This window comes from Gemmatimonadaceae bacterium (assembly GCA_037721215.1).
Taxonomy (GTDB): Bacteria; Gemmatimonadota; Gemmatimonadetes; order Gemmatimonadales; family Gemmatimonadaceae; genus UBA4720.
Genome location: JBBJNV010000015.1, coordinates 33,146 through 47,328 on the forward strand (window position 1 = coordinate 33,146; position 14,183 = coordinate 47,328).

General features: G+C 60.0%; 12 protein-coding genes and 1 tRNA gene. 9 read left to right on the forward strand and 4 right to left on the reverse strand.

All coding sequences use genetic code 11. The features are described from left to right. The 3 genes from WKF55_09605 to WKF55_09615 all read left to right on the forward strand — a co-directional run bounded on the left by WKF55_09605 (position 1) and on the right by WKF55_09615 (position 3,690). Entirely contained in the window at positions 1-1,311 is a 1,311-nt protein-coding gene (locus WKF55_09605; protein ID MEJ7759828.1) for a family 10 glycosylhydrolase, read from the forward strand. A gap of 23 nt (positions 1,312-1,334) precedes the next feature. Continuing rightward, positions 1,335-2,243, forward strand: a complete 909-nt coding sequence (locus WKF55_09610) for a diacylglycerol kinase family protein (protein ID MEJ7759829.1) — start codon at positions 1,335-1,337, stop codon at positions 2,241-2,243. 85 nt (positions 2,244-2,328) lie between these two features. Continuing rightward, positions 2,329-3,690, forward strand: coding sequence for an amidohydrolase family protein (locus WKF55_09615; GenBank protein ID MEJ7759830.1), 1,362 nt, complete (start codon positions 2,329-2,331; stop codon positions 3,688-3,690). 116 nt (positions 3,691-3,806) lie between these two features. Here WKF55_09615 and WKF55_09620 read toward each other — a convergent pair. Further along, a tRNA-Asn gene (locus WKF55_09620) sits at positions 3,807-3,879 on the reverse strand. A gap of 108 nt (positions 3,880-3,987) precedes the next feature. Here WKF55_09620 and WKF55_09625 point away from each other — a divergent pair. Further along, positions 3,988-4,791: an SDR family oxidoreductase gene (locus tag WKF55_09625; protein MEJ7759831.1), complete on the forward strand. Its 804-nt coding sequence runs from the start codon at positions 3,988-3,990 to the stop codon at positions 4,789-4,791. On the opposite strand, the gene uvrA is transcribed toward WKF55_09625, so the two are convergent. From uvrA to WKF55_09640, 3 genes are all read right to left on the reverse strand, one after another. After that, a complete protein-coding gene (uvrA, locus tag WKF55_09630; GenBank protein ID MEJ7759832.1) occupies positions 4,788-7,625 on the reverse strand; it encodes an excinuclease ABC subunit UvrA in 2,838 nt (945 codons plus the stop codon). The genes WKF55_09625 and uvrA overlap by 4 nt on opposite strands. A gap of 111 nt (positions 7,626-7,736) precedes the next feature. Then, complete coding sequence (locus WKF55_09635) at positions 7,737-7,997, reverse strand: GlsB/YeaQ/YmgE family stress response membrane protein (protein ID MEJ7759833.1); 261 nt, start codon at positions 7,995-7,997, stop codon at positions 7,737-7,739. A gap of 35 nt (positions 7,998-8,032) precedes the next feature. Beyond that, a complete protein-coding gene (locus WKF55_09640) occupies positions 8,033-8,299 on the reverse strand; it encodes a GlsB/YeaQ/YmgE family stress response membrane protein (protein ID MEJ7759834.1) in 267 nt (88 codons plus the stop codon). Between the two features lie 318 nt (positions 8,300-8,617). On the opposite strand from WKF55_09640, the gene WKF55_09645 reads away from it, so the two are divergent. The 5 genes from WKF55_09645 (at position 8,618) to WKF55_09665 (ending at position 14,107) form a co-directional block, all read left to right on the forward strand. Next, the gene (locus tag WKF55_09645; protein MEJ7759835.1) at positions 8,618-9,412 is read left to right on the forward strand and encodes a Stp1/IreP family PP2C-type Ser/Thr phosphatase; all 795 of its coding nucleotides are present in this window, start codon (positions 8,618-8,620) and stop codon (positions 9,410-9,412) included. After that, positions 9,405-9,605, forward strand: a complete 201-nt coding sequence (locus tag WKF55_09650) for a hypothetical protein (protein ID MEJ7759836.1) — start codon at positions 9,405-9,407, stop codon at positions 9,603-9,605. The genes WKF55_09645 and WKF55_09650 overlap by 8 nt, the downstream gene beginning before the upstream one ends. Positions 9,606-9,670: 65 nt before the next feature. Beyond that, a complete protein-coding gene (gene hppD / locus WKF55_09655; GenBank protein MEJ7759837.1) occupies positions 9,671-10,795 on the forward strand; it encodes a 4-hydroxyphenylpyruvate dioxygenase in 1,125 nt (374 codons plus the stop codon). 38 nt (positions 10,796-10,833) lie between these two features. Next, positions 10,834-12,027, forward strand: a complete 1,194-nt coding sequence (locus tag WKF55_09660) for a homogentisate 1,2-dioxygenase (protein ID MEJ7759838.1) — start codon at positions 10,834-10,836, stop codon at positions 12,025-12,027. A gap of 49 nt (positions 12,028-12,076) precedes the next feature. After that, the gene (locus WKF55_09665) at positions 12,077-14,107 is read left to right on the forward strand and encodes an acetoacetate--CoA ligase (GenBank protein ID MEJ7759839.1); all 2,031 of its coding nucleotides are present in this window, start codon (positions 12,077-12,079) and stop codon (positions 14,105-14,107) included. Positions 14,108-14,183: the final 76 nt, after the last annotated feature.

Genomic DNA, 14,183 nt, shown 5'->3' on the forward strand with positions numbered 1-14,183 from the left:
TTGAAGCTTTCGCCCAACATCCTTGCCGTTTCTCTTCCGCTGCTTTTCGGAATGCAGTCAGCGCACCTTCGCGCGGCAAAGACTGAAGGTGCGTCGCCGGAGGTGAACTCCCGTCTCACCCAGACGGCGCAATCCGACAAAATTTTTCAGCAGACCGCGGGCGAGGCACGAGCTCTCTGGGTGACGAGGTTCGACTATGACTCGGAAGCGAAGATCGGCCGTATCATGGAGACAGCCGCGCGCGCGAACTTCAACATCATCTACTTTCAGGCGCGCGCGGCCGGCGACGCGTATTACAGATCGTCTATTGAGCCGTGCGCCACTCTCCTCTGCGGCAGGCTCGGGGGGACGCCGGCCTACGATCCGCTTGAGGTTGCGGTCCGGGAAGGCCACCGCCACGGGCTTGAGGTGCATGCATACCTGAATGCACTGACCGCGCGGCCGGCAGGCATCGAAGGGCAATGCAGAGCGATTCCGCAGCCGGATTCCGGTAACCCGCGGCATGTGCTGCTGGATCATCCCGAATGGGTGATGAGTGACCGAACCGGCAGGCGGCTGCCATGCCCGAACAGCGAAGAGTATGTCTGGCTGTCGCCGGCGTACCCTGAGGTGCGCACGAGGCTCGCGGCGGTGGCTGCAGATATTGCCAGGCGATATGCAATCGATGGAATCCATCTCGACCGTATCCGTTACCCCGGCCCGGCCTGGTCGCACGACTCGGCGAGCCGGGCCGGATTTGGGCGAGATCCGGCGTTGAATCGCGCTGACTGGCTCAAGTTCCGCATCGGACTTGTGAATCAGATGGTGCGCGAAACCCACGATAGTGTAACAGCTGTGGATCCGGAGCTCGTGATGTCGGCGGCGGTATGGGGAATCTATGACGACATCTGGAAGTGGCGCACTTTGTCGGGCGCGAAGGATCTGATGCAGGACAGCCGGGCCTGGGCGCGAGATGGTTATATGGATGTGCTGGTGCCGATGACATACTCGAAGATCAAGAGCGTTCGGTGTGCCCGCATCGACTGGAACTGCATGCTCGATGAGCACCTCGCGGGGGATGATGCGGACACAGGACGGCACATGTACATCGGAATCGACGCCAGCAAAGGTGCGAACGAAATACTCAAGCAGGTGCGACTCGCGCGCAGTCGCGGGGTTACCGGGATGGCAATCTTCTCATTCAGGGATGCGGATAATGCGCGCGTCTGGCCGCTGCTGAAGGCGGGTCCATTCGCGTTGCCGGCTGCCGTGCCCGCAATGCCCTGGAAGGATGAATCGCTGCCTGACCAGGCTGAACCTTCGCGGGATTAGCAACGGCACTCGGTGGCGCTTCGATGATTGAGCGTGTATGTGTAATCCTGAACCCTGCGGCGGGCCGGAGGCGAGGTGCGCGCATGCTGCCGCAGGTGCGTACGGCTTTCAGCGGCGTGGGAGTAGGCGACATTTTCGTGACGCGCTCGGCCGGCGAAGAGCGCGACCTGGCGACGCGGGCAATACGCTCGGGATTCACTACGATTGTGGCGGTTGGCGGGGACGGCACGAGCAGCAACATTGCAAACGCGATTCTCTCTGACGGAAGCGACATCAGGATCGGAATCCTGCCGGCGGGGACGGGCAACGACTTTGCCAAGACCCTCGGTACAGCTCGCATAGGCATTCAGGAGATCGCCCGCCTCTCGAAGGAATATTCCGAGATTCGCGTGGACGCTGGGAGAATTGAGAACACCTGGTTTCTCAATTCGTGCGGATTCGGGTTTGACGTTGCGGTTATCGAGCGAGTGGCACGGTCCAGGCGGCTGCGTGGCAATGCCGTGTACATTGCTGCGGCACTGCAGAACCTGATGCGTTACCGCGGGCTGGATATCGAAGTAGCCGGCAGTACGGCTCGAAGGCACATGATGCTCGTGATCGCCAACTCGCCACGCTTCGGGGGCGCGTTCACGATCGCGCCAGGTGCGTCGGTGGTCGATGGCCAACTCGAAGCGATTTCCATTCTGGATGTTGCCGTGCACCGCAGGATTGCGTTGCTGGCAGCGGCTTCCCGGGGAGCGCACGGGAGTTTCCGCGAAGTGACGACCAGCACATCTGCTGCCTTTGAGGTCAGGTTTACCGAGCCTCCATCCTACCAGGCCGATGGAGAGATTCACCATGCGACGTCACGCGCACTGAACATCTCCTGCTCTCCGCAGGCACTTCGTGTGCTTACCGGAGCATCGGGTCTCGCGACACGAGCCGGCAGGTGATTGATTTTCCCAGGGCGGCGCCGCGTTTGTAGCGCCGTCTGCTTAGTCCGGCGTTAACCAGTCAACAATTTTACCAGTGAGCCCCATGTACAGAGACGACATCGAGAAGCTTGCGCGAATGTTCAGGCGTCACCGCGTGTTGTTGACAATGGCCACCGCAGTCGTGCTCGCGTCGACATCCGTCGCTTCAGGCCAGCAGCAAGCCGCGCCCACAACCGTTCTCCGTGCCGCGCGGATGATCGACGGCACTGGAGCCGGCCCGGTTGCGAACGCGGTGATCGTCGTTACGGGCGACCGGATCGTCGCTGTCGGGACGACTGCATCCGTACGGATTCCGGCCGGAGCGCGTGTCATTAATCTGGGCGATGCCACGCTTTTGCCGGGGTTCATCGACACGCACACGCACATCATCGGGCGTACGCTTGGCGACCCGATGGCCGATCTGGCGGTCGTAAAGGATCACCGTTCTTACGGCGCGATCATTGGTGTGGCGAACGCCGAGAAGACATTGATGGCGGGCTTTACGACGATTCGCGTCGTAGGGTCGGGTGACTTCGATGATATCGCTTTGCGACAGGCAATCGATGACGGACGGATACCCGGGCCGCGGATGCAAAGCGCCGGACATTCGCTTGGCATTACCGGAGGCCATTGTGATGAGAACGGATTTCGGCCCGGGCTGCTGGAAATGGGAGTAAAGGAAGGCGTCGCCAACGGCGCCGAAGAGGTACGGGCGTCAGTGAGATACCAGGTGAAGTACGGGGCGGACGTTATCAAGACCTGTGCGACGGGAGGCGTTCTGTCCGAGGGAGACGCGGTCGGTGCAACGCAGTACACGTACGAGGAGATGAAGGCGATGGTGGATGAGGCCGGGAAGCTGGAACGCAAGGTTGCCGCGCATGCGCATGGGACCGAGGGCATCAAGATAGCAACGCGGGCTGGAGTTGCCTCGATCGAGCACGGGTCTTTTCTCGACGCCGAGGGGGCGAGGATGATGGCGCAGCGCGGCACGTATCTGGTGCCGACGCTGATGGCGGGCGAAGCTGTTGATCGCTTTGCTCGCAACGGCGTTCTCAAGGGCCTTCGGGCGGAGAAGGCGATTGCCGCGGCGGCAGCGATGAGGAAAGGAATCCGGCTTGCTGCCGCCAATCGGGTTCCGATTGCGTTCGGAACGGATGCTGGGGTGATCCCTCATGGAACGAATGCACGCGAGTTCTGGCTGATGGTGGACTGGGGCGGGCTGACTCCGCTGGCCGCGCTCAAAACGGGGGCGATGAATGCGGCCCGGCTTCTGGGGTGGGAGGCGCGCGTTGGGTCGCTCGCTGTCGGCAAACTGGCTGATATTGTGGCGGTTCCGGGGGACCCTCTCAGTGACATCCGGAGCACGGAGCGGGTGGCATTCGTGATGAGAGGCGGCGTGGTCTACAAGGGGGAGAGCGCTCGCTGAGCAACTTGCAACGGGTGAAAGATCACAGTAAATCCAGTCAGTCGATAGTAACAAAAGACGGGCGCTCCCTCACGGAAGCGCCCGTCCTGACAATATTCACTGGAGCCGCGTCTGAGCTCCCGAGGAGGGACTTGAACCCCCGACCCGGTGATTAACAGTCACCTGCTCTACCACCTGAGCTACTCGGGAATGGTCTCGGAAAACTAGGGTACGAGGATAGCTAAATCAACCGCGAGTGCGCTCGCAGCCAGCGTTTTCGCACCAGTTCAGTAGATTCATTCGTGACCAACCAAAGCCATGCCTGACCTGTCTCCCTCCCCGCACAGAACCACTGCGCTCGTGACCGGCGCTTCAATGGGCATCGGACTCGAGCTTGCGCGACAATTCGCGATCCACGGCCACGATCTCATTCTCGTGGCCCGCCATCGAGAGACCCTCGAGACCGTCTCCAAAATGCTAGAGGCACAGCACGGCGTTTCTGCAACTGTCATGGTCGCCGATCTGTCCGATCCGAATGCACCGGCGGCGCTGTTCGATGAGGTCCGGAATTCAGCCATTCATATCGATTTCCTGATCAACAATGCGGGTTTCGGTCTTGGAGGAGAATTCAGCAATACCGACGGCAAGCGGGAGCTCGACATGATTCAGGTCAATATCGCGGCTCTAACTCACCTGACGAAGCTGTTTCTCCCTGGAATGCTGGAGCGCCGTGCAGGAGGAATAATGCAGGTTGCATCCACAGCAGCATTCCAGCCCGGCCCGCTGATGGCGGTTTACTATGCAACAAAGGCCTACGTTCTCAGTTTTTCACAGGCGCTATCAGAGGAACTGCGCGGCACTGGAGTAACGGTGACTGCGTTATGTCCCGGCCCCACGGCAACCAACTTTGCCGACACGGCGCGGATGTCGAACTCCAGGCTTTTCGTGCACGCGGGCCTGGCGAGCGCGAGCGAGGTTGCCCGGTATGGCTATGCAGCCACGATGCGCGGAAAGAGAATCGCCATCCCTTCAGTTCGCGACAGAGTGATGGTCCAGCTGGTTCGACTGACTCCCAGGGCAATGGTCACGCGGATCGTCAAGGCGATCCAGCAGAACCGCTAACGTGCCAGCGCCAGGCGCTCCTCGGCCGGCACTGGGAGGGCGGTTTTTTTCAACAGGGGGGCAAGCCACCTTCCGGTGTGCGACTCGGGCACAGCGGCGACCGCTTCAGGCCGGCCCATTGCAACCAGCTTACCTCCGCCGACGCCGCCTTCCGGGCCGAGGTCGATTACCCAGTCGGCGAGCTTTATCACTTCAAGGTTGTGCTCGATCAACAGCAGCGTGTGGCCCTGATCGATCAGCCGGTCGATCACTTCCGCCAACTTGCGGATGTCATCGAGATGGAGGCCAGTTGTCGGCTCATCCATGATATATAGTTTGCGCCCGCGCTTTCTCGTCGAAAGAGACAACTCCCGCGCAATCTTCACACGTTGGGCTTCGCCACCGGAAAGATTTGTGGCGGGCTGGCCAAGTCGCAGATAACCGAGCCCCACCTGCTGGAGCTGCCAAAGCGCCTGACCGAGTTTTTCTTCACGCGGGAAGAATCGGATTGCCTGATCGACCGTCAGCTCCAGCACCTGGGCGATGTTCCGCCCGCTGACTTTGACATCGAGAACCTCCGGCTTGTACCTCGCTCCACCACATGCATCGCAGGGTACATGCACGTCGGCCATGAAAACCATTTCGACTTCGATCGACCCTGCGCCTTCACACTCTTCGCAACGGCCGCCCACGACGTTGAAGCTGAACGTGCCAGGCAAATACTTGCGCTGGCGGGCGAGCGGGGCGTCGGCGAAGATGCACCGGATCTGGTCAAATGCCTTGATGTACGTCACCGGGTTCGACCGGGGCGAGCGGCCAATCGGGCTCTGGTCGATCATCACGACCTCGTCGATTCCCTCGCAGCCGGTGATGCTCGAGAACGCACCCACCGATTCGCCCAGGTGCCGCTTGGCGCTGTGTCCACCATTGAGATGGGTTTCGAGTGCGCGGTACAGCACGTCATGCACGAGCGTGCTTTTTCCAGAGCCCGATACGCCCGTGACAACCGTGAGTGCGCCGAGGGGCACGCGGATGCTGACGTCCTGAAGGTTATGCTCGGTGGCCCCGGAGAGCGTTATCCACCGCGGGCCCGTTCTTCTGCGTTCGGCGGGCAGGGGGATCTCCTTTGCACCCGTGAGATACTGACCTGTCAGCGGGCTCTCGTTGATTCGTGAAATGGGGCCGGAGAAAACAATCCTGCCCCCATGCTCCCCGCTCCCCGGGCCAAGCTCCACCATGTAATCGGCTGCCTCGATTGCGGCAGGATCATGCTCGACCACGAGTACCGTATTGCCAGCATCCCTGAGCCGCTGCAGCAGGCCGAGTAGTCGGCTCATGTCCCGGGAATGCAATCCAATCGAGGGTTCGTCGAGGACATAGAGCGTATCGACCAGTTGCGAACCGAGCGAGTTGGCCAGACCGATTCGCTGAGCCTCGCCGCCCGACAGTGTCCGTGTCGCGCGGTTGAGCGATAGATAATCGAGGCCCACATCGCGGAGGAAACGAACGCGGTCTCGTGCTTCGCGCAGAATCGCGTCGGCGATGTGTTGCTCGAACTGCGACAGCGACAGTGCATCGAGCCAGGCACTCAACGAACCAATCGACATTCCGGCAACTTCGGCGATGGTGCGGTCGGCGACACGAACGTTCAATGCCGCTGGCTTGAGCTTCGAGCCCATGCACACCGCACATGGCTGCGCCGTCTGATACTGCCGCAGAAAAATACGGATGTACTGCTTGTACTTCTTTTCCTCGAGCTCGTGCAGAAAGGGCACGATTCCCTTGTAACCGCGCGTCTTCGAATTGAGGAGAAACTCATGCTGATCTTCAGAAAGATCCTGCCAGGCACGGTCCATCGGAATTTTTTCGCGGCGCGCATAATCGGCGAGGGCGCGGCGCTTGTTGTCATACCGCGGTTTTGTCCACGGATCGATGGCGCCATCGCGGAGAGTGCGCGACGGGTCGGGTACGATGAGTGTCAGATCGTACTCAAGCGTAGCGCCGAACCCGTTGCACTTTTCGCATGCGCCGCGGGGATTGTTGAACGAGAACAGTTGCGGAGAGGGGGAGGGCGCCTGCGTTCCGTCGTAAGGACACTCGAACCGTTCAGTAAAGCGCAGCTGCTCGTCGTTATCCGCGAGAATTATGACGCACTCGCCATCTCCGTCGGCGAAGGCCGTGCCTACCGCGTCACTCAGACGGCCGGCGACCACATCAGAAACGGCCAGCCGGTCGACTACCACCAGCACCGCCGGAGACGCGGCAAGATCGATGCGCTCAGCGTCGACATCATCGAGATGTATCACTCGCTTGTCAACGCTGACCCTCAGGAACCCCTGTGCACGCAGATTTTCGGCGACCACTTTGTGTGTAACCAGCGCCGAAATCCTGAGCGGGAACGCTACGTGAAACCTGGTTCCCGCCGGAAGTTTGAGCACGGTGTCGGATACTGACTGAACCGTGTCGGGTTTAAGCTCGCCCCCGCAAAGTTGACAGTGGGTGTGTCCTACGCGGGCCCAGAGCAACCGCAGGTAGTCGTAGATTTCCGTGGCGGTTCCGACCGTCGAGCGGGATGTCCTCGTTGGATTCCGCTGCTCGATGGCGACGGCAGGTGAGAGACCGTCGATCGAATCGACATCGGGTTTCTCCATCCTTTCCAGAAATTGCCTGGCGTAGGCTGAAAGCGATTCGACGTATCGGCGCTGGCCTTCGGCGTAGATGGTGTCGAATGCGAGGGAAGACTTGCCCGAGCCGGACGGGCCGGTAATGACGGTGAGTGTGCGTCTCGGGATTTCGAGATCGAACCCCTTCAAATTGTGTTGTCGGGCGCCGCGGATGACTATGCTGTCCTTCACATTGTCAATCTATCGCGTGTTCAGGGCTAACAGTGTTGGGCCGATACGGCACGTTGCAGCGGCGACAAATCCGGTCGACACAACAAACCGGAAGTACAAATTGGTGCCTTGTCAGATACGCCGAACGAGGCGCCCAATGAGGAGAAGGACGATGGCGCCAAGAGTCGCAAGGGCGACCGATCTGAAATCGAAGGTACCGGCGTTCACTGCACCCCATCCAAACCTTGTTCCGACGAAGCCGCCGATGAAAGCCCCGATGATGCCAAGAAGTATGGTGATGATACAGCCCGAAGGGTCCCGCCCTGGCACCAGGAACTTGGCCAGTGTTCCAGCTACCAGGCCAAGCAGAATCCAGTAGAGCCAGAGCGGCAAGCTAACCCTCCGTCACCCTTATGAAGCGAAAAGCGTTACGGAACGCGGCTTCGGCCGCGTGTGGTCATGCGGTAGATCCAGAGGAGAATCAGGGCGCCGACAATCGATAGCAGAAGACTCTGCCACGAGAATCCCTGAAGACCCGTGCCCAGCAAAGTGCTGCCGAGGAAACCGCCAATGACGGCACCGACAATTCCGATGATCATCGTGACGATGATTCCGCCAGGGTCGTTGCCCGGCATAACTGCCTTGGCGATCGCACCGGCGATCAAACCAAGAACGATCCATGCGAGAATACTCATTTCTCCTCCGAAGGGTGGTTGGCAATCAGAAATCTGGATTGCAAGACTGAGGGAAGTGCAACCTGCGTACCACTCCCAGACCGCCAGGGCTTGGTGCCCGCTGTGGGTACCATACCGCTCAATAGCGCGTCCCGCAACCCTGGAGAGCAATACGGGGTTGTGAGCCCGGATGTTGCAAATCGCCCGCGCCTCGCCGCGCGCGGTTCTGCGCTTGCCGCTTCCCCAGGCTCTGCGGTAACTTGGTTCACTCAAACCCAATTACAAGCGAGATCATTCCTTGATTCCTTCTTGCCCGCCACAGGCGGGGAGTGCGCGTTAGTGCATCTGGCCGTTTCAGCACAAACAGATACGGGCAAACTGCGAAAGGGGAACGAGGACAACCTCTACGTAAGCGCAAATGAGTATCGCGGCCTGTTCATAGTCGCCGATGGAATGGGTGGCCACGCCGCTGGTGAAGTGGCGAGCCAGATGGCCGTCGACTTCATCTCGAGCGAGCTCTCCGATCTCAATGATCTTGCGGCGGAGGGGTCGGGCCCCCGGTTATCCGACACGCTCCGGTCGGCCAATCGCAAGGTTTTCGAGCGAACCAGACGTGAGCTCGAGAAGACCGGGATGGGGAGCACTGCATCGGCGTTGCTTATCTCGGATTCGAGATATCTGATTGGGCACGTAGGCGACTCGCGAATCTACCTGGTCCGCGATGGCGCGATGCGCCAGCTGACGCGCGATCATTCGCTGGTTCAGGAACAGGTCGACGCAGGTCTGATCACTGCCGAGCAGGCCCGGCATCATCCTCAAAGCAACGTCATCACGTGCTGCATAGGGATGAGCAGCGACATCGAGCCGGACATACTGACCGGCGAAACGCATGTCGGCGACGTTTTTCTATTGGCCAGTGACGGGCTAACCGGGATGGTGGAAGACCGCCGCCTCCAGCAGCTGCTTCAGTCGCGCGCTGAACCAGAGCGGATCGTGAGAGCGATGATCTCCGACGCGAACAACAATGGCGGCATCGACAACATTACCGCCATCGTGGTGAAGGTCATCACTGCGGATACTCGGTTTGTTACAGGAGACGTCACACCGGTCCCCCAGGGCCGGGTGCATGGCTGATGAAGCGGCAAATGAAGTTTCCGATTGCGTTTCCGGGGTCGCAGAACTGTACCTCGGGAATATCCTGTATGCTCTCGAACTGGCAGCAATGGGCCTCGACGAACAGCAGAAACCGGCCGATGCTGCATTCTACAGGGGCATTGCCCGCAAGCTTGCCGAAGCGCGGGGCAGGGACTCCGGTAAACGGGCATAGGACTCGCAACACGCAATAGCGCCGTCGTGTCAGCCGGCATTTCTCACCTCGAGTCGGAGCATCGTATGGCAACTGCTACTCTTCCTGACGCCGAAACTGCCCCAGACACGTTCCCCATCAATGGCACCGACTACGTGGAGTTCTACGTAGGGAACGCGAAGCAGGCCAGTCATTTTTATCACGGGGCCTTCGGTTTCGATGTCGTCGCCTACAGAGGGCCGGAGACAGGTGTGCGCGACAGAGCGAGTTACCTGCTACAGCAGGACAAGGTGCGCATCGTCCTGACGACGTCCATAAAATCGGGAGGGCCGATCGCCGATCATGTCCACCGCCATGGCGATGGAGTGAAGGACATTGCCCTATGGGTGGACGATACGCGAATGGCGTTCAAGCTTGCCGTCGACCGTGGTGCGTTGCCGGTTCGGGTGCCTGAGGTAATGCAGGATGAGAACGGCGAGATCGTGATTGCCGCCATTCGCACTTACGGTGACACCATTCACAGCCTGGTGGAGCGACGCAACTATCGCGGTCTGTTCATGCCCGGTTACGTGGCAGTGGAGTCGCCACGTCAGTCGGCGCAGGTAGGACTCAAGTACATCGACCACTGTGTCGGCAACGTCGAGCTAGGGGCGATGAACCAATGGGTAGGGTATTACGCCAATGTGCTGGGATTCACCCAGCTCATATCGTTCGACGACAAGGCCATTTCGACCGAGTATTCGGCTCTGATGTCGAAGGTGGTGGCAAATGGTAACGGGCGGATAAAGTTTCCGCTGAATGAGCCGGCTGAAGGCAAGAAGAAATCTCAGATCGACGAGTATCTCGAATTTTATGAGGGCCCCGGTGTTCAGCACATCGCCATCGCTACCGACGACATCATCTCTACTGTGACCCAGCTGCGGGCGCGGGGTGTCGAGTTCCTGCGTGTGCCGGCGACGTACTACGACAGCGTGCTCGACCGTGTCGGCCATATAGATGAGGACATTGGTCCGCTTCGCGAACTGGGAGTCCTCGTTGACCGGGACGACGAAGGATATCTGCTTCAGATTTTCACGAAACCGGTCGAGGACAGGCCAACCGTTTTTTACGAGATAATCCAGCGAAAGGGCGCAAAGAGCTTTGGTGCCGGCAACTTCAAGGCGTTGTTCGAGGCGATTGAGCGCGAACAGGCACTCCGCGGAAATCTGTGATCGCGTGCCCGACGACATACAACTGAGGAACAACTGAGATGCCACACTATCACACGCTCGGGTCGATACCACGGAAGCGGCACATTGCGTTCCGCAAGCCGGACGGAGGACTCTACGCCGAGGAGTTGATGGGCCACGAGGGATTTACGGGCACATCGTCGCTCCTCTACCATGTTTACCCACCGACGACCGTCAAGTCGGTTCGCCGGGTAACCGAAATGAAGTACGTGGCAGATCCTGACCAGACGCTTCATCACCGCCACTTCCTGACGTCGCGTGTAAAGCCCGGCGGAAGCGCGACGCTCGACCGGATGCCGCTGTTGTTCAATCAGGACATTGCGATGCTGTATGTCGAGCCGGACAAACAGGACGAGCACTTTTATCGTAATGCGCAGGCCGACGAGCTTGTCTACGTTGCCAAGGGCGCCGGCGTGCTCGAGTCAGTGTACGGCGACCTTCCTTATGGCGAAGGCGATTATCTGGTAATCCACCGTGGGATCCTGCATCGTTACCGCATCGATGTGAGCACGGAGCAAACCAAGCTCCTGGTAATGGAAAGCCGGGGTCATGTGCGGTCCCCGAAGCGGTATCGCAATGAGTTCGGACAGCTGGTCGAGGGGGCGCCGTATTCCGAACGCGATATCAGGCGCCCTCTAGAGCTGCGGTCACATGACGAAAAGGGAGACTTCCCACTTCTCGTAAAACAATACGACGGAATCAACGAGCTGGTGCTCGATCATCACCCGTTCGACGTCGTCGGCTGGGACGGTTATTTCTACCCCTGGGCGTTCAACATCCGCGACTTCGAGCCGATCGTCGGCCGGGTTCACCAGCCGCCGCCGGTTCACCAGACATTTCAGGGCGACGGGTTCGTCGTCTGTTCATTCTGCCCGCGGCCCTACGACTTTCACCCCGAAGCGGTACCGGCGCCCTACAATCACAGCAACGTCGACTCGGACGAAGTGCTGTATTACGCATCGAGCGAGTTCATGAGCCGGAAGGGCATCGAGTTTGGCAGCATCACGCATCATCCCGATGGCATTCCGCATGGCCCGCATCCAGGACGCGCGGAGGCGAGTGTGGGAGCCAAATACACAGAAGAGCTGGCGGTGATGATGGACAGCTTCCGTCCGCTGAAGGTTGCGAAAGCGGCGATGTCGATCGAGGATCCGGATTATCACAAGTCGTGGCTGGATATTCAACATGAGCAGTTCAGTCCACCGTCGAGCTGAGCTCCACTCCGCACGGTAGTCGGCACCACACGAGACGGCGGCTGCCTCAGTGACTGCGAAGGATCCGGTAGGAGATGCCGCTGCGCGCGCAGTCGGCATCATCGAACCCATCTGGACGCCACCCGAAGATCGCGTCGCAGGCGCGCGCATGACCGAGTTCCTGCGTTACGCCAGTGACGGCTCCCCGCTGTCGTTCGAAGAATTGTACAGCTGGTCGGTGCTGCATCCGGAAGAGTTCTGGCCTGCGGTGTGGCAGTTCTGTGGAGTGATCTCCGAGGACCGTGGCGACGGCTCGCCGTGGGATCAGGTGGTCGTGGGGCTGGACCGGATGGGCCCGCCGGACGCCACGCTTGGACCGCGATGGTTTGTCGGGGCCCGGCTCAATTTCGCGGAGAATCTGCTTCGTTTCAGGGACGACGGAGATGCGATCGTGGCCTGGAACGAGCAGGGTCGCCAGCGTGTCATCTCGTACGCGGAGTTGCACGAGCAGGTTGCGCGGGTTGCAGCGGCACTGAGGTCGGCGGGAGTGCGCGAGGGTGACAGGGTCGCGGGCTTTCTGCCGAATATTCCGGAGTCCGTAATCGCGATGCTTGCCGCGGTTTCGCTGGGCGCCGTATGGTCGGCATGCTCGCCTGATTTCGGAGTGCAGGGGGTTCTCGATCGCTTCAGTCAGATCGAGCCAAAGGTTTTGTTCTGCGGCGCCGAGTACAGCTACGCAGGGAAGCGCATTCCAACGCTCGACCGCGTGGCCGAGCTGGTGAGGAGAGTTCCAGCTATCGAGCAGGTGGTGGTAGTGACCAGCGGTGCTCAGGCTGATTTGCTGGAGATTCCGAACGCGCTCACCTGGGAGGCCTTTGCGCCCGCCGTTGCCGACCCTGTCGACTTCGAGCGGTTCCCGTTCGATCATCCACTGTACATCCTGTATTCATCGGGCACGACGGGATTGCCGAAGTGCCTGCTACATGGCGCCGGCGGAACTCTCCTTCAACACATGAAGGAGCTCGTCCTGCATACCGATCTCAGGCGGACAGACCGTGTGTTTTACTTCACCACCTGTGGCTGGATGATGTGGAACTGGCTGGTGAGCGCGTTATCTGTCGGATCGACGATTGTTCTTTACGACGGGGGCCCGTTCTCGCCGCGCTCCGACAGTTTATGGGAGCTGGCGGCGAGCGAGGGAGTCACCGTTTTCGGAACCAGCGCAAAGTATCTGGCAATGTGTCAAAAGCACGGGTATACGCCGGCCGAAAAATTCGACCTGTCGGCGCTGAAGACCATTCTGTCGACCGGAAGCCCGCTTTCTCCAGCGAGTTTTGACTACGTCTACGAAAAGGTGAAAGCGGACGTGCACCTCGCGAGTATCAGCGGCGGTACCGATATCGTTTCATGTTTTGCGTGCGGCAATCCGACAGCCCCCGTGTACCGCGGCGAATTGCAGACCCGGGGGCTTGGCATGGCCGTGCATGTATTCAACGAGGCTGGCAGGCCAGTCATCGACGAGCCGGGCGAGCTCGTCTGCACCCGGCCATTTCCGAGCATGCCGGTATCATTCTGGAACGACGCGGACGGGGCGAAATATCAAGCCGCGTATTTCGAGAAGTATCCCAACGTCTGGCGACACGGCGACTGGGCAGAGCTTACCGATCGCAATGGGGTGATCATCCACGGCCGCAGCGACGCGACTCTCAATCCGGGCGGAGTGCGAATTGGTACTGCCGAGATTTACCGGCAGGTCGAACAGATTGCCGAGGTACTCGAAAGCGTCGCGGTCGGGAGGGAAATCAGGGGCGGGATTTCAGGTGATATCGAGGTAGTGCTTTTTGTCCGGCTTGCCGAGGGAGTGTCGCTGGATGGGCCGCTGAGAGATCGCATCCGCCAGCAGGTCCGGGAAAACACCAGCCCGCTGCACGTTCCTAGAAAAATTGTCCAGGTTGCGGAGATTCCGCGTACAATCAGTGGAAAGGTCAGCGAGCTGGCGGTGCGGGAGTCGGTTCATGGACGGCCGGTTGCCAATATCGAATCGCTCGCAAACCCTGCTTCCCTCAAGCTGTTCGAAGACTTCGGAAGAATCAGCGTTTAAGCACTGACGCAGCCGAGTCGCGCCGCCTCTCCCGCCGCGACCGGGAATCGACGCTGAGCATGCCCGTGGTTTTCAG